The organism is Wolbachia endosymbiont (group A) of Yponomeuta plumbellus, from assembly GCF_947251575.1.
GTDB lineage: Bacteria > Pseudomonadota > Alphaproteobacteria > Rickettsiales > Anaplasmataceae > Wolbachia > Wolbachia pipientis.
In genome coordinates, this window is sequence record NZ_OX366353.1 from 1,120,832 (window position 1) to 1,141,878 (window position 21,047).

At 35.0% G+C, this 21,047-nt stretch carries 22 protein-coding genes and 1 pseudogene; 12 read left to right on the top strand and 11 right to left on the bottom strand.

Annotated elements, in window-relative coordinates; all coding sequences use genetic code 11:
- Nucleotides 1–196: 196 nt before the first annotated feature.
- The 4 genes and pseudogenes from glyA to OPR39_RS05500 all read right to left on the bottom strand — a co-directional run bounded on the left by glyA (nucleotide 197) and on the right by OPR39_RS05500 (nucleotide 4,363).
- Nucleotides 197–1,474: a serine hydroxymethyltransferase gene (gene glyA / locus OPR39_RS05485; RefSeq protein ID WP_015589344.1), complete on the bottom strand. Its 1,278-nt coding sequence runs from the start codon at nucleotides 1,472–1,474 to the stop codon at nucleotides 197–199.
- Nucleotides 1,475–1,514: 40 nt separating this feature from the next.
- Nucleotides 1,515–2,729: an MFS transporter gene (locus OPR39_RS05490; protein ID WP_265039330.1), complete on the bottom strand. Its 1,215-nt coding sequence runs from the start codon at nucleotides 2,727–2,729 to the stop codon at nucleotides 1,515–1,517.
- A gap of 75 nt (nucleotides 2,730–2,804) precedes the next feature.
- Nucleotides 2,805–4,018, bottom strand: a pseudogene (locus tag OPR39_RS05495) (MFS transporter).
- Nucleotides 4,019–4,201: 183 nt separating this feature from the next.
- On the bottom strand, nucleotides 4,202–4,363 hold the full coding sequence (locus tag OPR39_RS05500; RefSeq protein WP_006280042.1) for a hypothetical protein: 162 nt from the start codon (nucleotides 4,361–4,363) through the stop codon (nucleotides 4,202–4,204).
- A 142-nt stretch (nucleotides 4,364–4,505) separates the two neighbouring features.
- Between OPR39_RS05500 and OPR39_RS05505 the strand changes: the two genes are divergently transcribed.
- Nucleotides 4,506–4,994 (top strand): hypothetical protein, encoded by a 489-nt coding sequence (locus tag OPR39_RS05505; protein ID WP_015589341.1) that lies wholly within the window; start codon nucleotides 4,506–4,508, stop codon nucleotides 4,992–4,994.
- Nucleotides 4,995–5,047: 53 nt separating this feature from the next.
- Here OPR39_RS05505 and OPR39_RS05510 read toward each other — a convergent pair whose 3' ends face one another.
- Nucleotides 5,048–6,241, bottom strand: coding sequence for a pyridoxal phosphate-dependent aminotransferase (locus tag OPR39_RS05510; protein ID WP_015589340.1), 1,194 nt, complete (start codon nucleotides 6,239–6,241; stop codon nucleotides 5,048–5,050).
- Between the two features lie 69 nt (nucleotides 6,242–6,310).
- Nucleotides 6,311–7,327: a uroporphyrinogen decarboxylase gene (gene hemE, locus OPR39_RS05515; RefSeq protein ID WP_265039444.1), complete on the bottom strand. Its 1,017-nt coding sequence runs from the start codon at nucleotides 7,325–7,327 to the stop codon at nucleotides 6,311–6,313.
- A gap of 402 nt (nucleotides 7,328–7,729) precedes the next feature.
- Here hemE and OPR39_RS05520 point away from each other — a divergent pair, with 402 nt between their 5' ends.
- Nucleotides 7,730–8,548 (top strand): transporter associated domain-containing protein, encoded by an 819-nt coding sequence (locus tag OPR39_RS05520; protein ID WP_007549273.1) that lies wholly within the window; start codon nucleotides 7,730–7,732, stop codon nucleotides 8,546–8,548.
- A 66-nt stretch (nucleotides 8,549–8,614) separates the two neighbouring features.
- Here the strand turns inward: OPR39_RS05520 and OPR39_RS05525 are convergent, their stop codons facing one another.
- Together OPR39_RS05525 and OPR39_RS05530 are read right to left on the bottom strand one after the other, a co-directional pair.
- Nucleotides 8,615–8,989, bottom strand: a complete 375-nt coding sequence (locus OPR39_RS05525) for a histidine phosphotransferase family protein (RefSeq protein ID WP_158246746.1) — start codon at nucleotides 8,987–8,989, stop codon at nucleotides 8,615–8,617.
- Nucleotides 8,974–9,267, bottom strand: coding sequence for a hypothetical protein (locus OPR39_RS05530; RefSeq protein ID WP_006280049.1), 294 nt, complete (start codon nucleotides 9,265–9,267; stop codon nucleotides 8,974–8,976). The genes OPR39_RS05525 and OPR39_RS05530 overlap by 16 nt, the downstream gene beginning before the upstream one ends.
- Nucleotides 9,268–9,400: 133 nt before the next feature.
- Between OPR39_RS05530 and purM the strand changes: the two genes are divergently transcribed.
- Nucleotides 9,401–10,438, top strand: a complete 1,038-nt coding sequence (gene purM, locus OPR39_RS05535; RefSeq protein ID WP_015589338.1) for a phosphoribosylformylglycinamidine cyclo-ligase — start codon at nucleotides 9,401–9,403, stop codon at nucleotides 10,436–10,438.
- On the opposite strand, the gene purC is transcribed toward purM, so the two are convergent.
- Nucleotides 10,435–11,157 carry a phosphoribosylaminoimidazolesuccinocarboxamide synthase gene (gene purC, locus OPR39_RS05540; RefSeq protein WP_015589337.1) on the bottom strand — a complete coding sequence of 241 codons (723 nt, stop codon included), beginning with the start codon at nucleotides 11,155–11,157 and terminating at the stop codon, nucleotides 10,435–10,437. The two genes, purM and purC, sit on opposite strands and share 4 nt — an antisense overlap.
- Before the next feature lie 74 nt (nucleotides 11,158–11,231).
- On the opposite strand from purC, the gene trmD reads away from it, so the two are divergent.
- The 5 genes from trmD (at nucleotide 11,232) to terL (ending at nucleotide 16,739) form a co-directional block, all read left to right on the top strand.
- The gene (gene trmD, locus OPR39_RS05545) at nucleotides 11,232–11,942 is read left to right on the top strand and encodes a tRNA (guanosine(37)-N1)-methyltransferase TrmD (RefSeq protein WP_265039331.1); all 711 of its coding nucleotides are present in this window, start codon (nucleotides 11,232–11,234) and stop codon (nucleotides 11,940–11,942) included.
- On the top strand, nucleotides 11,926–12,303 hold the full coding sequence (gene rplS / locus OPR39_RS05550) for a 50S ribosomal protein L19 (RefSeq protein ID WP_006279489.1): 378 nt from the start codon (nucleotides 11,926–11,928) through the stop codon (nucleotides 12,301–12,303). Before trmD ends, rplS begins: the two co-directional genes overlap by 17 nt.
- Before the next feature lie 83 nt (nucleotides 12,304–12,386).
- Nucleotides 12,387–13,637, top strand: coding sequence for a phosphate ABC transporter permease PstA (gene pstA / locus OPR39_RS05555; protein ID WP_015589336.1), 1,251 nt, complete (start codon nucleotides 12,387–12,389; stop codon nucleotides 13,635–13,637).
- Between the two features lie 6 nt (nucleotides 13,638–13,643).
- Nucleotides 13,644–14,441, top strand: coding sequence for a phosphoribosylformylglycinamidine synthase subunit PurQ (locus tag OPR39_RS05560; protein ID WP_141456644.1), 798 nt, complete (start codon nucleotides 13,644–13,646; stop codon nucleotides 14,439–14,441).
- 846 nt (nucleotides 14,442–15,287) lie between these two features.
- Entirely contained in the window at nucleotides 15,288–16,739 is a 1,452-nt protein-coding gene (gene terL / locus OPR39_RS05565; RefSeq protein WP_265038812.1) for a phage terminase large subunit, read from the top strand.
- Nucleotides 16,740–17,116: 377 nt separating this feature from the next.
- Here terL and OPR39_RS05570 read toward each other — a convergent pair whose 3' ends face one another.
- Nucleotides 17,117–18,166: a class I SAM-dependent methyltransferase gene (locus tag OPR39_RS05570; protein ID WP_015589166.1), complete on the bottom strand. Its 1,050-nt coding sequence runs from the start codon at nucleotides 18,164–18,166 to the stop codon at nucleotides 17,117–17,119.
- A 101-nt stretch (nucleotides 18,167–18,267) separates the two neighbouring features.
- Between OPR39_RS05570 and OPR39_RS05575 the strand changes: the two genes are divergently transcribed.
- Both OPR39_RS05575 and OPR39_RS05580 read left to right on the top strand, forming a co-directional pair.
- Nucleotides 18,268–18,639 (top strand): hypothetical protein, encoded by a 372-nt coding sequence (locus OPR39_RS05575; RefSeq protein ID WP_041573529.1) that lies wholly within the window; start codon nucleotides 18,268–18,270, stop codon nucleotides 18,637–18,639.
- Nucleotides 18,640–18,924, top strand: coding sequence for a DUF2610 domain-containing protein (locus tag OPR39_RS05580; RefSeq protein ID WP_010962783.1), 285 nt, complete (start codon nucleotides 18,640–18,642; stop codon nucleotides 18,922–18,924).
- 6 nt (nucleotides 18,925–18,930) lie between these two features.
- On the opposite strand, the gene dapD is transcribed toward OPR39_RS05580, so the two are convergent.
- The gene (gene dapD, locus OPR39_RS05585) at nucleotides 18,931–19,761 is read right to left on the bottom strand and encodes a 2,3,4,5-tetrahydropyridine-2,6-dicarboxylate N-succinyltransferase (RefSeq protein WP_015589164.1); all 831 of its coding nucleotides are present in this window, start codon (nucleotides 19,759–19,761) and stop codon (nucleotides 18,931–18,933) included.
- Between the two features lie 73 nt (nucleotides 19,762–19,834).
- Here dapD and OPR39_RS05590 point away from each other — a divergent pair, with 73 nt between their 5' ends.
- Complete coding sequence (locus tag OPR39_RS05590) at nucleotides 19,835–20,263, top strand: zinc-ribbon domain-containing protein (RefSeq protein ID WP_010962781.1); 429 nt, start codon at nucleotides 19,835–19,837, stop codon at nucleotides 20,261–20,263.
- 102 nt (nucleotides 20,264–20,365) lie between these two features.
- The gene (rpe, locus tag OPR39_RS05595; protein ID WP_015589163.1) at nucleotides 20,366–21,046 is read left to right on the top strand and encodes a ribulose-phosphate 3-epimerase; all 681 of its coding nucleotides are present in this window, start codon (nucleotides 20,366–20,368) and stop codon (nucleotides 21,044–21,046) included.
- The last annotated feature ends 1 nt before the right edge of the window (nucleotide 21,047 follow it).

Here is a 21,047-nt window from a genome sequence, read left to right on the forward strand (position 1 = left end):
AGAAATGTTGTGAAGAGGTAGGGTGCGCATAGTGCAAAAAATTAAAAATAAGACGCCAATTACGTAATACTGTTGTCGTTTAATCTGCACAGATTGAAGATAAATGAATACCTTCAGTTTCATGATAAGAGGGCTGGCGAAGGGTGTCAAGTAAGTTTTTTCGTTTCTACCAGCTACTTGGATGACACCACATAAATTAATAAATAGGAAAATTACTACAAATCCTTTCAACTTTAGCTTTTACTGCTTTTTCGACACTTGAGCTATTTCCGCTGATTAATCCTTGAATTACTTCATTTATTAGACCAGCTATCTCTTTAAAATTTTCTGCCTCAAGTCCGCGTGTTGTCTCAGCAGCGGTGCCAAAACGGAGCCCTGAAGTGATGGTCGGCTTTGCTGTATCAAATGGTACAGAGTTTTTATTACAGGTAATACCGGCTCTCTCAAGGCTATCTACAACGTCTTTTCCAGTTAATTTCTGCGATCTTAAGTCAACTAGCACTATATGAGAGTCAGTGCCACCGGTTATAATGTCAAGTCCATGCTTTTGCAATTCTTGAGCCAGCACTTTCGCATTTTCCACGACTTTCTTGCTATAAGTCTTAAACTCTGGTGCTAATGCTTCTTTAAATGCAACAGCTTTTGCAGCTATCACATGCATAAGTGGCCCGCCCTGCAATCCTGGAAAAACTGCAGATTGAATTTTTTTGTGTAATGCTTCATCATTGGTCATCACTATTCCACCACGAGGACCACGCAAAGTTTTGTGAGTTGTGGAAGTCATAACATGTGCATATTCAGCAGGGGATGGATATTCGCCCGCTGCAATAAGCCCTGCATAGTGAGCAATGTCTGCAAGCAAATAAGCACCAACTTTATCTGCAATTTCGCGAAAGCGTTTGAAGTCCATTTTTCTCGGATAAGCAGAAGCACCAGCTATGATCAATTTCGGTTTATGCTCCAGCGCCAGCTTTTCTATCTCATCCATATCCAGCAAGTAAGTGTCTTTATTCACTGTATATTGAACTGACTTAAACCATTTACCAGAAAGGCTTGGTGCCGCACCATGAGTTAGATGCCCACCGCAATTCAGTGACAATCCAAGTATCGTATCACCTGGAGCAAGTAGTGAAGCAAACACTGCTTGATTCGCCTGAGAACCAGAGTGAGGTTGAACGTTTGCAAATTTTACACCAAACAACTTACAAAGTCTCTCTATAGCCAGACTTTCAATTTTGTCCACATGCTCACAACCACAGTAATATCTTTTACCTGGATAACCTTCTGCGTATTTATTAGTCAGAAAAGAGCCTTGTGCCTCCATTACCGCTTTGCTTGCAAAATTTTCTGATGCAATTAATTGCAATTGTGATTTTTGGCGTTGTAATTCTTTTTCTATAGACTGATAAACCTCGTTATCAAAAGACTTTAAACTATTTTTAGAGCCACAGATTTTTTTTAAAACACTCATCATAGATCAAACCTCGCTTTAATTTTAAGATGCACAAGCAATTTTAAGACTGCTTATCCTGCTTTTTTAACCATAAGAGCCCAAAAACAGCCACCAGCAAACATACAGGAATAACTGATGTTGCTTTTATCAGCAATTCAGCACCATACACAGGATTTCCTTGTATTATTGTTCTATCCCAACACAAATCTACTATTTTTGCGATCCCAGTGTGAAAAAAATAGCCAAAAACCATGACTATCATATTTGACACAGCTGTAGTTAATCCTATTAAGTTATTATTTACATAACTTAATGCTTTGTACAGTGTTACTATTTGATATCCAGAAGCGAAACCTATAACAAGAAGTGCAGGCAATACAATATACAATCCGCCAGCCTGTGTAAAAAGTAAAAGGAAACTAGCAATCATTGCAAAGGAACAGACAATAATAACTTCATAATGCTTATTTTTATATTTTTCCAATAAATAAGCCAAAGAGAATGATCCTATTAACATTCCTATCAATATTACGGAAGAGAGAGAAGATGCCAAGTCTTCATTCATTTTATATACTTCAAAAAAGAATGCTTTCACCCAACCATCGGCAAAACCTTGCATTGGACCGACCATGAGTCCACCAAAAAAGCTAATTAGAATAATATGCTTGTTGAAAAGTATGTTTTTTAAGTCTCTAATGCTAACTTTTTCCTGTTGAGCATTGCTTTCAGGCGTTACTAAGAACAGCAACAGAGCAAGTAAACACCCAAATGCTGAGAATGTATAGATAACATAATTCCAGCCAAATTTATCGAGTAAGAAGTCTAAAGGTAACCCGCCACATATCCCTCCCAAAATTCCTATAATTATAGATAAGCTGGCCATTCTTGCTGATTTTTCTTGCGCAAAATACATGCTTGCAACTTTAAAAAGCCCAATTGCTGAAGCGGATGACCCAATTCCAACGACTATTCTGCCAAGTATTGAATAATACCACTCATCAAAGCATATAAGTGGTAATGTTCCGGTAAATGTTAAGATAATACAAATAGGCAAAACAAATTTTGGCCCGAATTTGTCAAGAGCAAGACCAATAGGTATGTGAGCCAGCGTATAGCCTACATAGTATAACCCACCAAACTGGCCAACATCTGTAATACTTATGTTAAATTTTGTTATCAATTCAGGCGCAATTATGTTTGGAATTACGCGTAATATATATTGGTATGCATAAAACAGTGACGCCAACAGCCAGACTAAAAAATTCCTCTGCAACATGAATCTCAGCTAAAATTTAGGATTATAGATACTTTAGTTATAAAAAACAATACTATATTAATCATCTAAATCTGCTTAGCTCTTTTTACAGCTTATAACTTTAAGTAGCCAAAAGCCTATCATACCTATTAGTAAACATATAGGTATTATTAACATAGATTTAACCATTACATCGGCTCCATAAAGCGGTTTTTCATCAACGATCTTACCATCCCAATAAAAATTCATTATATTTGCAATAACGGTATGAAAAAAATAGCCAAAACTCATAACTATAGCATTACTTACAGATCCTGCACTTGCTACCGCATCATCCTTCACAAGATTTACAACTTTGGCAGTCAAAACAATTTGGTACGCAGAAGCAAAACCAACTATAAATAGTAATATGGATGCTAAAAGTGAATTAATGTTACATATAAAAAGTAATAAAAACACAATTATCATAGCCATAGCACAAGAAATTATTATCTCATAGTGTTTGGTTGGTTTTTTTCTAGTAAGTAAGAAAGTGATAAATATCCAAAACCAAAGCCTATCAGTATCCATTTTGAAATATTGTATGCAACCTGTCTATCTATAGCATACATCTCATGCAAGAATGTTGCAGACCATACATCTGTAAACCCTTCCAATGGTCCAACCATAAAGCCACCAAATAAACTTATTAATAGAACATTTTTATTGAATATAACTTCACTTAAACTTTTAATATTTAATCTTTCTTCTGAAGTATCAATTTTGGGTATAAACATAAAGGAAACAAGAGCAAGCAACAATCCCAGTGTTATAAATGTAACAAACACATAGTCCCACCCAAACTTATTAAATAAGATATGTAACGGTTTAGTGGCAAATACACCACCTGAGATGCCAATAATAGCTGATATACTAAACATCATGGCAAATTTTTCTCTACGGTAATAAATACTTATTATTTTAAAGAGTCCAAGTACTGAAGCAGAGGATCCAATACCAGTAATTATTCTTCCAATAATAGAATAACTCCAATCATTAGAACTGACTAAAGGTAAAGCACCTAAAGATGTTAATGCAATACAAATCGGTATAACAATTTTAGAACCAAATCTATCTAAAAGAATACCTACAGGAATATGTGCTAACACATAACCTACATAATACAGTCCACAAAATTGTCCTATTTCTGTTGTTCCTATATTAAACCTTACTACCAATTCAGGAATTATAATATTTGGAATTACGCGTAATATATATTGGTATGCATAAAACAGTGACGCCAACAACCAGATTAAAAATTCCTCTGCAATACTTTACCCCAAAGCTAGTATTATAGATACTCTGTTTATAGAAAACAATATTTTTATGAATACTTATTTTAATTTACCGGAATTTTATACAGTTGAACTCATAGCCAACATAAGTAGTTTATGCATTAACTAAATTTTCCAGGTTCAAGTTTGGATGATGGAAAAAGTTCACTTTTTCTATTTTTAAAAGAGACCTTTTATTTTACTTATAATTTTTTCTACCATATCTACAACTGGCTCATGAATAAGGTATATAAAAAAAATTACACCACAAATGATAAGTATATTTATGATTTTACCCTTATTCATCTTTATCTTGAGCTTCACTTTTGTTACAAGATCCATTTTATTTATGTTTTTATTTCATGCTGACAATTATATCTTAAATACCATAATTTTCAGTAAAATTTGACTTCAGAAGTATTCTATTAATTCAATATTAACCTTTTTATGTGTAAAATAGTTAATATAATATTAAAGCAGGCTGATGAATATAAGCACGATAGATAATACGCTGCAAAATTACATAACAAAATACATTGAACAAACATTCGCTACACACGTGCTAGGCAATAGATACGACAAATTGTATAGGAAACTTCTAAGTGGTATAGAAGAGATAATAAAGCTTGCTGTAAATGAAGCAAAACACTACGATGAAAATTTAGAAGATCTATATAACGATTCAAGATTTAATAAGAAATTTATTCAAGCTGTTGCTAAACATCAGGTGTTGGAATTTTTAAATACTTATCCGAAAAGAAAAGAAATTGTTGCAGAATTTTACAATGAACATCACATTAACGAAAGTGATTTAAAGACTCTGGAAAAGGGGAAAGATTTAGTAAATAAAATAAATAACATTAACTTACTGCAACAAAATGAAAAAAATGAGGAATTTAATATTAGAAAGACACTTGCTCAATCAATAAAAATGCCTTCCATAGAAAAACACAAATTAGAGCATTCAAGATAACCTTAGTGAATATTTTTGACGCGGTGAAATGGGTAATTAATGGATAGTCTATTTCATTTTAACTCCTGGCACGCTTTAGTAATACTATCACATCCAATTTCTAATTGTTCCTGAGAGGTTGCATAAGAAATTCTGATAAAATTTTCTAGACCAAATGCAATTCCTGGAACCACAGCAACCAAATGATCTCCCAGTAAGTATTCAGTAAAATCTAAATCATTATTTATTATCTTACCACTTTTTGTGCTTTTACTGAGCAATCCTTCACATGAGACAAATAAATAAAACGCACCTTGTGGAACAGACGCTGATAATCCCGGGACAGAATTTAGCTCTTTCACCATAAAATCTCTACGACTCTTAAAAATCCTTGTTCTTTCTTTCAAAAAACTATGATCACCGTTTAATGCTGCTGCTGCTGCTGCTTGTGCTATCGAATTTGGATTAGAAGTGCTTTGAGACTGCAGCGTAGAGATAGCTTTTACCACATCACTTCTACCTGCAATATACCCTATTCTCCAGCCTGTCATTGCATAGGCTTTTGATACTCCATTGACTACAAAAACTCTATCATAAAGCTTCGGCTCAACCTGAGCGATAGTAAAAAACTTTTCGTCGTATATTATATGCTCATAAATATCATCTGTAACGACATTCATATGTGGATATTCAAGCAATATTTGTGCTATGTCTTTCAATTCATCACATGTGTACACAGCTCCTGCAGGGTTGTTCGGTGAGTTAAGAATTAACCATTTAGTTTTTTTAGTTATCCTGCTTTTCAATAATTCCGCTGTCAGTTTAAAATTTTGTTTGCATTCTACTACAACTGGCAAGCCGCCAAAAAGACTTACCATATCAACATATGAAACCCAATAAGGAGCTGGAATAATAACTTCATCTCCAGAGTTAATTGTTGCCATGAACAAATTGAATAACACCTGCTTAGCACCTGTACCAACACAGATTTGGTTAAGCGTGTACTCGAGGTTATTATCCTTTCTTAACTTATTAATTATTGCTTCTTTCAGCTCACGCGTTCCATCAACAGCAGTATATTTAGTCTTACCTTCACTTATTGCTTGAATAGCTGCTTTTTTTATATGATCTGGAGTATCAAAATCCGGTTCTCCTGCAGCTAAAACACAGATCTTTTTTCCTTCATTTTTCAACTTATTTGCCTTATCAGTTACAGCAATCGTAGGTGATGGTTTTATTAGGAACATTCTTTTTGCAAGGTCTGACATATTTTACTGAAGCTAAATTTAAATGATAAACCCCGTACAACAAAAAAGCTAGGAATTTTGTGTATTGTATTAGTAGCTTTTTACCAGGTTTACCAACGCAGCAATATTTTCAACTGGAGTATCAGGGAGTACTCCATGTCCGAGATTAAATATGAAGGGTAAATCTCTAAAGCAATCTATTATACGTTTTGCTTCTTTGATTGCTTCCGTTTTATTATAGGCTAAAAGATTAGGATCAAGGTTTCCTTGTAGAGGGATGTTTAGATTCGCTTTCGCCCATTTTATTGGAACATTATAATCTATACTTACTGCAGATACACCTGTTTGTTCGCAGTAATCTTTATAAAGATTTCCAGCAGACCTTGGAAAACCTATTATTGGAAAATCAGAAAATCTATCCTTTATTGCCAAGATAATTCTCTTTGTTGGTTCGATAACATATTCTTTAAACAATGGTTCCGATAACGCACCAGCATTACTGTCAAATAGCTGAATAACATCTGCTCCAAATTCTATCTGTTTAATTAGATAAATAATCGTTACTTCCGTTATTCGTTCAATTATTTCCTTCAAACACGAAGGATAAAAATTTAATACTTTGGAAAAAGTTTTGCTGCTCCCACCTTCTATGATGTATGAGGCTACTGTCCATGGTCCACCAGCAAATCCTATGAGAGATTTTTCCTTTGGTAATTGGCTTCTGACTTTTTTTATAGCGTTTAGAATTGGTAAGGTTTTAGTTTCAATTTCTTGTGGACCCTTCAATTCCTTAGGACTTTCCACGGGTTTTATTATTGGACCTACACCGCGTACGAAATTCACGTCACAACCCAAAACATCAGCTATTATTAAAATGTCTGAAAAAATTATCGCCGCATCCATGTCAAATCTTGTCACCGGCTGTAACGTCAATTCTGTCACTAAATCTGTGTTGTAGCATATCTCCATAAAATTATTCATATTTTCTACTGCTTTGCAGTACTCAGGAAGAGACCTGCCAGCCTGACGCATTAGCCAGATAGGCACTCTTCCACCCGGCTCATTTCTCTTAATAATTTTCGCTATTGTTGTTTTGCCGCTTTCCAATCTATTCTGTTTATTCTTTTGTATATTAAAGTATAGCAATAATAATAGTTCTATCAATAACTTGTTACTAACTTAAAATTCAGTAAAAATTGGCGTTGTTCAACTTGTGGATAAATATGTGAGTAACTTTCGTATATTATTGATTTTCTGTTATGATTTATGTGTATAAGTAAGGTGTTTAGAGTGTTAGTAATTTTCTTTTATGGAAAATACTTTACCATCATGCATTGTTACACAACTATGTATATGTTGTTGAAAAAGTTGTTGATCAATTGTTGGTATTTTATATCAACAAATAATTCACAAATTAATTTGACATTATTCACATGCTTATTAAACATTTAATAACAGTTTTCTTGATAAATCTAATCTGAAAACGTTTTTGCCATTACAGGGAATAAATTGAGTAAAAAAAGAACCTTAGTAGAAAAAATAGCATATAGAATTTTTCTCTTCCTTTTCAAAAAAGCTTCTGTGTTGAAAAAGTGTGCGACTGAGGCATTAATGAAAGATCTGCCAGACCTTAATATATTTAATGGTCTATTAAAATTCCGCGATTGTGGTATAATGGATATAATGACTCCACGTACAGAGATATGCGCAGTAGACATTGAGTCAAGCGAGCGTGAAATAATAAAGAAGATAAAAAACACTTGCCACACTAAAATACCAATTTATAAAAATAACTTTGATAACGTAATAGGCTTTTTTTATGTAAAAGATGTTATTTTTAATAGGGATAAAAATTTTAATCTGAAACATATTATACAAAGCGTAATATTTGTTCCACCCTCGATGAAGACAACTAATCTTTTTGTTAGGATGAACTCTTCTAAATCATGCTTAGCTATCGTATTGGATGAATATGGTGGAACTGATGGTTTAATTTCAATGACTGATCTTATAGAGGAACTAATACCAAACATTGATAGTGAAAACGAAATAAATTCAGAATATACCATTACTGAATTGTCTCAAAATAAGTTTGAAGTATCAGCAAGGGCTCTTATAAAAGATATAGAAGAGGATCTAAAAATAGAATTACGTGACCCTGAAGAAGACTATGTTACACTTGGTGGTTTGATTCTTTCGATTGCTGGTAAAGTGCCTTCTGTAGATGAAGTCATTAAATATAAAAATGGTATGAAGTTTATCATCAAAGATGCAAATGAGCGCTACATTAATAAAATAGTACTAGACTTAAGTGATTACAAAAATTAGATTTGGTACCCCTTGTCGGGGAATGCCTTGACACGAAGAAAAAGTTGTAATAACCAAATATGCAACTCAAGTTATAGTTAAACCTATTTCCAGCAAATTATTTTCGCAAGTATAATGCATTTCAGTGTTATAGTACTCTAATAATAAAGAGGTCATATAGATATTAATATCTTTTGTATTTAAATTAGTGTCATTTTTTTTGATTAATTTGTCTACTAATGATTTGCTTATTGGTTTGTGTTCATTTAGAATTTTTATAGTTAATAGCATTTTATCTTCTGTTTGACTCAGTAAAACAGATACTAGTTCAACTTCCGCCACTGCACTGGCTATAGTTAGCACCATATTAGAAATTATCTTATTTATCTTTTCAATTAAATCTTCCTTATTTTTTGCAGAGTATGCGTCTATTTTCCACGTAAGCTTTACTTTTTTTTTAATAAATAATTTTCGATATTAGATTTGGTCTTATCAAAGCTATAATTATCCATTGAAGAAGAATATGCCTGCTTCATAACTTTATGTTTATATATTAAATCATCGGAGCTTTCTTTAAGAAACAACAACGCTTCCTTCTGCGCATCAGCATCATTCTTATCTATTACTTCAAGCTCTTCTACGCCAAACGTTATTCCATTCATAGAGTTAGCAAAGTCATGAAGCAGCCGTCCTGATAGCAGTTCCGTTATTAACAGTATGTTTTTGGTATTTTCGTTCATTGGATAATTATAAATGATTTAAGTTACCCTATATTGGTAAGTATATAATAGTCAATTAAGAGAAAGTTTCGTTGCACTTTTTATATCAAGGCATTAATATAGTATTAACAATTTTAAAATTTATAAAAGGATTATGAATACTTATACCAGATCAGGAATAGATATTGAACTATATAATAAGTTAATAAAAGAAGTCAAGCCTATTGCTCAAGAAACTACTAGAGAAGAAGTAATCAGCGAAATAGGTTCATTTTCTGCGTTATTTGATTTTGCTGCACTAAGTAAGAAGTATGACCATCCAGTACTCGTTTCCTCAACTGATGGAGTAGGTACGAAACTGTTGATAGCTCAAGAAGTGAATAAACATGATACTATAGGTATAGATTTAGTTGCAATGTGTGTAAATGACTTACTTGCACAAGGAGCAACGCCTTTGTTTTTCCTTGATTACTTTGCAACAGGCGTTTTGACCAAAGATGTTTTATTATCTGTGGTTAAGGGCATTGCAGAGGGGTGCAAGCAAGCTAAAATAGCATTGGTTGGTGGGGAAACTGCAGAAATGCCTGGAATGTATGGTAATAATCACTATGACCTTGCAGGGTTTGTGGTTGGTGTAGTTGATCGAAAGCAAATTCTTCCAAACTGTAGTATGATGAAAGCAGGTGATTATATAGTTGGCTTAGAGTCAAGTGGAATTCACTCAAATGGGTTTTCTTTAGTGCGCCATGTTTTCAAAAGCTTAGGTATAAATTATAACGATACATCTCTATGGAATAATAAATCTTGGAGTGAAATACTACTTGAACCAACAAAAATATATGTTGATTCTTTGCTGCCTATCATGTCACAAGTAAAAGGTATTGCGCACATCACGGGTGGTGGTTTGGTAGACAATATTCCGCGAATTCTTCCAAAAAACTTATTTGCAAACATAGACATTAATTCCTGGAAATGGCCAGATATATTTTTATGGCTAACAAAGGAGGGTAAAATAGAGAAGAAAGAAATGCTAAAAACATTTAATTGTGGTATTGGTATGGTATTGATCGTAAGTTCTGAGAATATGCAAAACGTGAAAAATCATTTCCAAAAACATGGAGAAAAAATTGAAATTATTGGAAAACTTGATGAGGCATGTAACCCTCCACTTGATAGAGTAGTATTTAGTTAACCTAACTTTACTGACAGTCTTTTTGCAACTTCTAGGTATGCTTCCTTTAAATCTCCTAAATTCAAACGAAAGACGTCTTTATCTAGCTTTTTATAAGTATTTTTATCCCATAACCTGCAGTTATCAGGGCTGATTTCATCGGCTAAAATGATTTTAGTACTGTCATTTATCAATCTGCCAAATTCCAATTTAAGGTCAACTAGATCTATGCCTGCATTTGAGAATAAATCAGTTAGGATTTCATTGATCTTTAAAGTTGTAGTTTTTACTTCATCCATTTCTTTGCTAGATAGCCAATCAAAATACAGTATGTGATTTTCATTTACCATTGGGTCGGCTAGGTCATCATTTTTGTAAAAAAACTCGATTATAGGAGATGCAAGCCTCTCACCTTCTTTGATATTAAAACGTTTGCAAAAGCTGCCAGCTGCAACATTTCTAACTACCACCTCAAGAGGTATTATCTTGAGCTTTTTGACTAGCTGTTCTCTTTCATTCAGAGTTTTTATAAAATGCGTGCTAATTCCTGCTTCTTCGAGCTTTTCCATGATAAAAGCACTAACATGATTATTAATTATTCCTTTGCCCTCAATAATTTCATATTTTTCCTTATTGAATGCTGTGACATCATCTTTAAAGTGCTGTATGACAGTTGATGAATCTTCAGTTTCAATAATGGCTTTCGCTTTACCTTCGTATATCGTTTTATTCAGTGACATGTTTAATTTAACTATATATTATATCAATTTACTGTTCTTAGAGTATAGCCCCAAATAACTTAAAATAAACCTTAATGGCATTCAATGTTACAATATTAACCATATTTCCAGAAATGTTCCCGGGGTTTTTGAACTATTCTCTTGCCGGAAAAGCGTTAGAAAAAAAAATATGGAACCTTGAAGTAATAAATATTCGTTCTTTTGCGAAAGATAAACATTCAACTGTGGATGATGTTCCATATGGAGGTGGAGCAGGAATGGTTATGCGTTCTGATGTAGTTGGTGATGCAGTAGATAGTATGCTCTCTGTTCATAAAAACACTAAGTTTATTTACATGACTCCATCTGGAGCTAAGTTTAATCAGAATATTGCCAGAGAATTATTAGAGTTTCCTCATATAACAATATTGTGTGGTCGATTTGAAGGTATTGACCAAAGGATAATTGATGCGTATACTCCTTATGAGTTAAGTATTGGAGATTATATACTTTCAGGAGGTGAGCCAGCTGCAATGGTGGTTCTTGATGCATGCATTAGACTTCTTCCAGGTGTAGTAAATAATACCGATAGTATTACTGAAGAAAGTTTTAATTATGGTGGTGGTGTACTTGAATATCCTCAATATACTAGACCTGAGCAGTGGAAGGGATATAAAGTACCTGAGGTTTTGTTATCTGGCAATCACAAAAAAATAAGTGATTGGAGGCAGAAGCAGTCTCATGTTATAACAAAAAAGCGTAGGCCTGAATTATTGAGTGGAGAGATAAATGACAAATTTACTTAAAAAATTTAACGAACAGCAAATGCAAGTGTTAGCTAAAGAAATACCAGAATTTCGTCCTGGCGATGATTTGAAGGTCACTTTTAAAGTAGTTGACGGTACAAGTGAACGTATACAGATATTTGAAGGTGTATGTATATCAAAAAGGAACCGCGGGTTACATTCTTCTTTTGCAGTCAGAAAAGTTAGCCATGGAGAAAGTATAGTGTCTCAGTTTTTTGTTTATTCTCCTGCACTGGTTTCAGTGCAAGTGACAAGAAAAGGAAAGGTTCGTAGAGCAAAACTGTATTATCTGTGCAAACTATTTGGAAAAGCTGCAAGGATCAAAGAACGTACTACTTATGTTAAAAAGAAATCTAAGTAGATACAATAGGGAATGACATCAACGGTTATTAAACTGGACGTTTGTACAGCTGTGGGCTTGACGATGGGATCCAGGAAAAATAAATGAGTATAAAGAAAAAATTCCTTAAATTACTTCAGTCAAGGCGTGTACATGCTCGTATAAAAAGGAAAAATAAAAAGAACAGAGCGCTACGCTTTTGTTCTTTCACGGCACTAGTTATCTCACTTGGCTGTCCTGTGTGTATATTGTTGAGTATATTAGTTAACTCTTACAGTGCCTTAACAGTAACGAAAATTTTATTGCCAGTTGAAATAAATGCTGATCTTACTTTGGCGAGTAATCCTAGTGATTTGCGGTATAAGTCCATTGGCTTACTCAACGATTCTTTACGTAAGGTGTTTGGAGGAACTGATTTTAAAGACGGTGACGAAATTTTAAGTCGTAATTCTTACAAAGAACTAGAGAAATTTTTTCGTAAGAAAGTAAAAGATAGTGGTGAATATGAGATCTGGTTTACCGCGTCAAGTATAATTAATTCAATAAATAAAGATAAATATTTGAATGATCGTTATGCTAAATTACTTGATTGGCTAAAAGAAAAGAGGAGAGTGAAAAAATTTTTTAATAAGTCTTTATTCCTTAAATCTGACTCTCGTGAACCTGAGAATGCAGGGATTTTAGGAGCGTTTATCGGTTCATTAATGACAATTATAGTGTGCCTAGCATTAGCATTACCAATAGGAATTATGTCGGGCATCTGTCTTTACGAATTTATGCCTAAAAATAGGCTAATGACTAATATTGTAGAAATTAGCATAAATAATCTTGCTGCAGTGCCTTCAATAATATTTGGTGTAGTGGGCTTAACTCTCTATCTTGGCATATTTGGGCTACCACGCTCTTCACCACTTGTTGGTGGAATGACTCTTTCATTTATGATGTTACCTAATATTATAATTGCAACAAAAAATGCCTTTGCGAATGTTCCTATTACGATAAAAGATGCAGCGTTTGCGCTCGGTGCACCTCACATCAAGGTGATATTAGATCACTCTTTACCGATTGCGTTACCAAGAATAATACATGGTACTGTGCTTGCAATTGCAAGGATTTTAGGTGAATCTTCTCCTTTACTTATGATGGGTATGGTGGCATTTATTGCTGATACACCTACGTCCTTTTTCGATCCGGCAACTGTTCTACCTGTGCAAATATACATATGGTCAAGCAATCCTGAAATTGCATTTGTTGAACTTGCTGCTATCGCAATTATAGCTTTATTATTGGTGTTATTTGCGTTAAATTTAGTAGCAAATTTTGTAAAAAGGAAATTCGAATTTTTTAATTTTTAGCAATTCATGAAAATCACAGTCTTATCTGGTTATGGCTTAAATTGCGAAAAAGAAACTGCATTTGCATTTATGGAATGCAGCAGAAAACTTGGTATTGGTAATATTGAAGTAAAAATCGTTCACATTAACGATATCATAGATAATCCAGGTGAACTGAAATTAAGCAATATACTTGCAATTCCAGGGGGTTTTTCCTATGGTGATGACACTGGTGCTGGTAATGCATTTGCTTTACGCATTAAAAACAACTTGTTGGATGAGTTTCAAGAGTTTTTATCTCAGGACAAGCTGATTATAGGAATATGTAATGGTTGTCAGATATTAGTAAAATTAATTCCAGAGTTCTCTAATCTAGCTTTAATCCATAATGATATAGGCAATTATCAATGCCGTTGGATTAGAGTGAGAGTTAATTCAAAGAGTAATTCTGTTTGGCTACGGGGCCTGAGTGAACTATATCTCCCTATTGCTCATGGGGAAGGCAAATTTTTTATGGATCAAGATACTTTGAACCAATTGATTGAGAGCAATTCCGCCGCATTACGTTACATTGATGAAAATGGCAACTACGCTAACCTACAATTTCCTCACAATCCAAACGGATCTACATACGATCTGGCAGCTTTATCAGATAAAAGTGGGAGAGTATTGGCTTTAATGCCCCATCCAGAAAGGGGAATATTTTTTACTCAGCAAGATAATTGGCCTCTTGAAAAAGAAAAATGTAAACGTTTAGGAGTGGCTATGCCAAAATATGGTGATGGAATGCTTATATTTGAAAATGCACTGAAGTATTTTTGTTAAAATTTATTGATAGGGATTTATGGTCGAAATTATCCCCTGATATTGCAAAAAACTTCCTTGACACCCTTCGCCAGCCCCCTTATCATAACAGTGAAGCTATTGTATTTGCTTTCGCCAATCTGCAGATTAAAAGGTAAGGATTACTTAATGTATCGGCGTCTTATGTTCAATTTTTTGCAGTATATAGATACTGTATGTCTTTACAAAACTTCATCTACATCTAGATTTTTATCTAAATAAGCTGAACGCGCTTATAAAGCGTTACAAGACATCAAAAAATGCCAATACTCGACAGAGATAGTAAAAGACTAGCTAACTCGGGGATTCTTTGTCTTTTTTTCTGCTTAGTAAATTTCTTAAACATTTGCAGCGTAAGTTAGTTGCAATTAAAAGCGGCTGAATCTCGCTTGTCAAGCGTTTAAAACATAAAAAACGCCAATATTTTAAAGCAGATAATAACCCCAGGGCTTCTTTTGCCTTTTTTTTCATTTAGTAAATTTCTTAATATTTATGGCTAAACGACAACCGTCATCCCGCTACTTGTTAGCGGGATCTATGTTGAGAGATACCGCGGCGGTATGACGGTGTAGATAGTAATTCGTCATCCCGCTGCTTGTTAGCGGGATCTCTTGTTAGCGCCGCGGCGGTATGACGTAGGATTGTTGTCATTCCACTACTTGTTAGCGGCTGAGATACCGCGGCGGTATGACGGTTCGCGGCGGCATAGTAATTCGTCATCCCGCTGCTTGTTAGCGGGATCTAGAGATACCGCGACGTCTCACCTATAGCCTTCAGTGCTCCTTTTTTTGTCATCCCAGCGTCACGCGTTGGTTTCAACATTATATCATGAACTTTCTAAAATTCATTGAACTGTGCTTTCAAACGGTGGTGCCGGGGTGTGAGTATAATGATTATCAGTATATAAAAGTCATAGCAGACAGACTTGAAGCGGCAAATGTTGGCAAAATGAGGCGAATAATATTCAATATGCCTCCGCGTTCAATGAAGTCCCTGTGCGCTAGTGTTGCGTGGCCCGCATGGATACTGGGAAACCAACCAACTGCGAGAATAATAGTTGCAAGTTATTCTCAGCGGCTCAGCGAAAAGCACTCGCTCGATACAAGATGCATAATGCAGTCTAGTTGGTATAGAGCGCTATTTCCAGAGATAGAACTATCCAAAGACCAGAATACAAAATATAAATTTCAAACAGTGCAGAGAGGATACAGAATCGCAACATCAGTTGGTGGAACACTAACTGGTGAAGGTGGTGATTTTATCATTGTGGACGATCCGCTCAGTTCTGCTCAAGCTTTGAGTGAAACGCTTAGAAAGCGTGCCATAAACTGGTTTGATCAGACTTTAGTAACCAGGCTGAACGATAGAAAAAAAGGAGTCATCGTTCTTGTAATGCACAGGCTACACCAGGAGGACTTAACTGGACACCTTCTCTCCAAGCCAAAAAACATATGGCATCATATTTGTTTGCCAATGATTTCTGAAAATAAGCAGGTTATTTATTCAATCAAAAAGCCAATGCCTCCCGTTCCTGTCATCCGAGTAGCTCAGCACTGTGCGACCAGGCGATTATATAATAAACCAGCGTCACCTGTAAGGATATTATATTCAAGAGAAGAAAGTCAGTTGCTATATCCCCTAGATGGAGGAAAAGAAGAAATTGAGATGATAAAGGTTGAACTTGGGAGTTACGCTTTTGCTGCTCAATATCAACAAAACCCTCTGCCGCTTTCAAGTGGTATAATTAAACCAGAGTGGTTGAAACGCTATAAAAAATTTCCTGATAATCTCTCGCATATAACACAAAGTTGGGATACTGCGGTTTCAACAAGCAGCATGAGCAACTTTAGCGTCTGCACCACCTGGACAAAAGTGGGCAATAAATTCTATTTACTCGATGTATATCGCGCAAAGCTTGAGTATCCAAAGCTTAAAGAGCAAGTTCTGTCACTAGCTGCAAGATGGACACCGCACGCAATTTTAATCGAAGCAAAAACAAGTGGTCAGCAATTGGTGCAAGAGCTAAAGACAAACAGTGATTTACCAATTATCGAAATAGTACCACATGATGACAAACTCACTCGATTTTATCAAATTGTTCCGATTATAGAGTCTGGCAAGGTTTTTCTGCCGCACCAAGCAGTATGGCTGAACGATTTTGAGTATGAGATTTTAATGTTTCCTGAAACTCGACACGATGATCAAGTGGATAGTACCGTGCAATATTTGCAGTGGGTGAGAAACAGTACCTCCAGGGTTGCAGCTATACGAGCATTGTGATTTGAGTCTACCAGTACTGGGATGACAGCTAGGAGACAACCGTCATCCCGCTGCTTGTTAGCGGGATCTAGAGATACCGCGAATGAATCGCGGTATGACGGTTCGTGGTGGTATGACAGTTCGTGGCGGTATGACGGTTCGCGGCAGCATGACGATAAGCTCGTCATCCCGCTACGTGTTAGCGGGATCTATGCTAAAAGATACCACGGCGGTATGACGTAGAACTGCTGCTTGTTAGCGGCTGAGATACCGCGAATGAATCGCGGTATGACGGTTCGCGGCGGCATGACGGTAAGCTCGTCATCCCACTACTTGTTAGCGGGATCTATGCTGAGATATCGCGGCGGTATGACGTAGGGAAACCTTTCTTGGGTTAGCTATATCAATAGCATTGCTTTAAAAAGAGTGCCCATATTTTCAGTCAACCTTAGGAATTCACTAAAGATCCTATTCTTTTGTTCATCACTTGCGCTTTTCATTAAAGCCTGGGTTCTTTCTTTTATGCCAAAAAGATATAAAAATTCCCTTTGAGTTAAAATCTCACAATCTACATGCTTTAATGAATCTCTTAACGCTTGAAAGTTCACAAGTGCGGTAATATCACTATTACCAACATTCTCAAGAAAATTAGCATACTTATGTTGTTTTATCGATTGCAAAGTGCTCTTATATGCGGGGTATACATAACCGTAATCTACAATCAAAGCAGCTCCTTTATTATTATATATCTTCTTCTCAAGTTTTTTTAATATTTCAACCCCAACTGAACATATTTCCACCACTGCACCATTAAAGAATTTTCCATTTGTCATCTGAGTAGCTGACACTGGAATCCATGATTCTTTTTTTCTGGATTCCAGTGTCACGCACTGGCATGACACCAAGAGACTGCCATCATCTTGTTTTGTCACCATATTTTCATACCACTGCCCATCGCGGTAAACAAACTGATCTACCGGAAGAGCGTCAAAGAACTCATTTGCTAAAAAAATGGTTGGTTGTTCTGGTAGGTTGTCAATATTTTTGTGCCAATTAACATCTAAGCTTTTTAATTTTTCCTTTTGTATCTTCCGTAAAGTAGGGCTTATTTCAACTAAGTGGATCAACATTGAATTAAAAAAGCTGCTGTATTTTTTAGTGACTCTTATTATATCGTGAATGAGTGTTCCTTTGCCTGGCCCAAGTTCAACTAGAGAAAATTTTGATGGCTTTCCTAATTTTTCCCATGTATGCATTATCCAAACTGCAATTACTTCACCAAATAATTGGCTGATCTCAGGTGCGGTAGTAAAATCACCATCCTTACCAAGCGGTAATTTACTTGTATAATAGCCGTATTTTTCATGGTACAAAACGGCATTCATGAAATCACTGATGGATATTGATCCTTGACTTTTGTCAATTAATTCGTGTATATAAGTGAGCATGTTATTAATAAATGTTTAACTATAGCGTGCCATAATATAAAATAGTAGAGTATTTATATATATAGTATACACTTAAGTTTGTGAGTAATAGTGCTTCAGTTATGGACGACAAAAACACCGATTATGTTGTCCTTATAGCTCAAGATGATAGTATTGAATACAAATTTGAAGAAGCTGTCAATTTTATAGAAAACAAGGTTATAAATGCTGATGGGCTAACTTTAGCGGAAGTGTTTCAAGTGCTAGTTCAAATGCTAGATGGTGATCTAGCATTGGTAAAAAAAGTACTAGCATATGCTAATATTATGGCAAAGCATGGAATGAAGGTAGCAAAAGAGTCGCAATTAAGCAGAGCTGATGTTCGCCGAGCTTTGGAAGGTAGAGAAAGTGTTGTCAATAGACAAGATTTTATAAAGAAACCACCTCTTCCACCTGCTATAAAATCGACCAAAAAGAAAAGTAGAGGTCTTTAGATGGCTGAATCTATAAAAAAATTTACTGTACAATGTGACTTCAAAGGACAAAGTTCACCTTTTGCAATATACATAGGAAATCCAAAAAGTGATGCTCATCCAATTCATCATCAAGATTCCTGGCTTGTAAAAGAACGTGGAGGGAATATTCCTAATAAAGTAAAAGAAAGTCTACAAAAATTATATAAACTATCTCAAGAAAATGGAGTCTCTTTCTCAGAGTTATGCGCGTATGCCATTACTGTGGTTAGTAATAATGATAAAAAAAGTGACGACAAGGAGTAAGATAGTTTAATCCCTCAATATTTCATTTATAGAGATTTTCGATCTCGTCTTTTCATCCACTTTTTTTACTATGACTGCACAATAGGTTGAAATATTATTTTTAGATGGAATAGACCCTGGTACCACTACAGAATAAGGTGGCACTTCGCCGTAAAATACCTTGCTAGTTTCTCTATCAATAATCTTTGTTGATGCCCCAATAAACACACCTATGCCAAGGACTGATCCTTCTCTCACTACCACACCCTCGGCCACTTCGCTACGTGCTCCAATAAAGCAATTATCTTCTATAATGACAGGTGAAGCTTGAATAGGCTCAAGAACTCCACCTATTCCCACTCCACCGGAAATATGACAGTTTTTTCCTATTTGCGCACAGCTACCAATCGTTGACCAGGTATCTATCATTGTTCCTGAATCAACATATGCACCAACGTTGATAAAACTTGGCATTAGAACAACATTTGTACCTATATAAGCAGATCGGCGAACAAAACACCCAGGAACTGCTCTAATTTTTAACTGGCGAAATTTCTCCTCATTCCATTCACTAAATTTGTTACCGATCTTGTCAAACCAGCAATTAGTATTATCTATTATTTTATTTTCTTCGGTGAGAAAATGTAATAATATTGCCTGCTTTATCCACTTATGTACTACCCATTCTCCACTTGATAGCTTTTCTGCTACTCTAATTTTGCCACTATCAAGGAGCTCAATTACCTCTTTAATTGCTATTCTTGCTGTTTTCTTTAGATTACAGTCATTAAATTTTTCTCTATTTTTCCAAATATCTTCTATCTCACTCTGTGTTTTTTTTAGTTGCAAACCTTCCATTTGTTATATATATATTGATATTAAATTTGTAGCTCGTATCATTTGGGCTTGTTACTACTTATATGTAAGTGCTATGAAAATACAATGTAATAGTTGTACTAAAACTTACTTAGTATCTCCTAAGCAAATAGGTGCATCTGGAAGAAAGGTAAAATGTACGAACTGCAATCACATATGGCATGAATATCTAGAAGAAGTGTCAAACAAATCGCACTCTGCTAATATACAGGAAAAAAAAGTTAGTGGAAGGAATTTTTTACAAAATCTAGCATTTACCACTCTAGCTTTTGCAACAGCTACAGGGTTATGCGTCGTAATTGCTAATGGCATCTTTCCTAGAGAGATGAACAAAGCATACAAAACGATCAGTTTATACAAGGATTCAATAAGCTATAAATTAGGGTACAAAAAAGAACAAACAGAAAGTCCAAATGTAAAAAAACTTGCTGTAAATAAGTTTTATCAAGACTACCTTTTTTTATCTAATTTAAGATCTAGTTAAATAGGCATACCGATATCGGTATCCAGCTTCTCTAGCTACTTAGATGGTGTTTAGGGTGACAGAGTTTAAAAATAAGTTATTTTTTAGTAAAAAAGGCAGCTCATGAGTATTAAAATTGCACCTTCTATACTTTCAGCAGACTTTGCAAAATTAGGAGAAGAAGTAAGAAAAATTAGCGATTTAGGTGTAGATTACATACACATAGACGTTATGGATGGGAATTTCGTTCCAAATATTACAATTGGTCCTAGCGTTGTCTCTGCAATACGTAAATATAGCAATCTTCCTTTTGATGTGCATTTAATGGTCAAATCTCCTGGTAACCACATTGAAAGCTTTATAAATGCTGGTGCTGATATTATCACTGTACATGCAGAAGCAGAGATACACCTTGAGAGGTTGATAAGAAAGATAAAGTCATACAAAAATGTAAACGATGCAAAAAAACCGATTCAAGCTGGAGTCTCAATTGTTCCTTCAACTTCCCCAAGTGTGCTTGAATATATAATACATGAGCTAGATATTGTGCTGATTATGACAGTCAACCCTGGCTTTGGAGGGCAGGAATTTATTCATTCACAGTTGAACAAGATATCTACTATAAAAAAAATGATACAGGAGCGTAATCTTAAAACACAAATTTCAGTAGATGGTGGAATTAACTTTTCTAACGCAGCTGATATAATAAAAGCAGGTGCAGATATTTTAGTTGCGGGATCGGCGATATTCAAGGCTGAAGACATTAAGAAAGCCGTAAACGATCTTAAAAATCCATCGTTGTGAC

Excerpts from the sequence above, each read along its gene's own strand:
- OPR39_RS05510 (WP_015589340.1), bottom strand. The coding sequence starts at position 6,241 with ATGTCAGACCTTGCAAAAAGAATGTTCCTAATAAAACCATCACCTACG.
- OPR39_RS05490 (WP_265039330.1), bottom strand. The coding sequence starts at position 2,729 with ATGTTGCAGAGGAATTTTTTAGTCTGGCTGTTGGCGTCACTGTTTTAT.
- purM (WP_015589338.1), top strand. The coding sequence starts at position 9,401 with ATGAATACTTATACCAGATCAGGAATAGATATTGAACTATATAATAAG.
- glyA (WP_015589344.1), bottom strand. The coding sequence starts at position 1,474 with ATGATGAGTGTTTTAAAAAAAATCTGTGGCTCTAAAAATAGTTTAAAG.
- rplS (WP_006279489.1), top strand. The coding sequence starts at position 11,926 with ATGACAAATTTACTTAAAAAATTTAACGAACAGCAAATGCAAGTGTTA.
- terL (WP_265038812.1), top strand. The coding sequence starts at position 15,288 with ATGAACTTTCTAAAATTCATTGAACTGTGCTTTCAAACGGTGGTGCCG.
- purC (WP_015589337.1), bottom strand. The coding sequence starts at position 11,157 with ATGTCACTGAATAAAACGATATACGAAGGTAAAGCGAAAGCCATTATT.
- OPR39_RS05575 (WP_041573529.1), top strand. The coding sequence starts at position 18,268 with ATGGACGACAAAAACACCGATTATGTTGTCCTTATAGCTCAAGATGAT.
- rpe (WP_015589163.1), top strand. The coding sequence starts at position 20,366 with ATGAGTATTAAAATTGCACCTTCTATACTTTCAGCAGACTTTGCAAAA.
- OPR39_RS05570 (WP_015589166.1), bottom strand. The coding sequence starts at position 18,166 with ATGCTCACTTATATACACGAATTAATTGACAAAAGTCAAGGATCAATA.
- OPR39_RS05500 (WP_006280042.1), bottom strand. The coding sequence starts at position 4,363 with ATGGATCTTGTAACAAAAGTGAAGCTCAAGATAAAGATGAATAAGGGT.
- OPR39_RS05580 (WP_010962783.1), top strand. The coding sequence starts at position 18,640 with ATGGCTGAATCTATAAAAAAATTTACTGTACAATGTGACTTCAAAGGA.
- pstA (WP_015589336.1), top strand. The coding sequence starts at position 12,387 with ATGAGTATAAAGAAAAAATTCCTTAAATTACTTCAGTCAAGGCGTGTA.
- OPR39_RS05530 (WP_006280049.1), bottom strand. The coding sequence starts at position 9,267 with ATGAACGAAAATACCAAAAACATACTGTTAATAACGGAACTGCTATCA.
- OPR39_RS05560 (WP_141456644.1), top strand. The coding sequence starts at position 13,644 with ATGAAAATCACAGTCTTATCTGGTTATGGCTTAAATTGCGAAAAAGAA.
- OPR39_RS05505 (WP_015589341.1), top strand. The coding sequence starts at position 4,506 with ATGAATATAAGCACGATAGATAATACGCTGCAAAATTACATAACAAAA.
- OPR39_RS05590 (WP_010962781.1), top strand. The coding sequence starts at position 19,835 with ATGAAAATACAATGTAATAGTTGTACTAAAACTTACTTAGTATCTCCT.
- dapD (WP_015589164.1), bottom strand. The coding sequence starts at position 19,761 with ATGGAAGGTTTGCAACTAAAAAAAACACAGAGTGAGATAGAAGATATT.
- trmD (WP_265039331.1), top strand. The coding sequence starts at position 11,232 with ATGGCATTCAATGTTACAATATTAACCATATTTCCAGAAATGTTCCCG.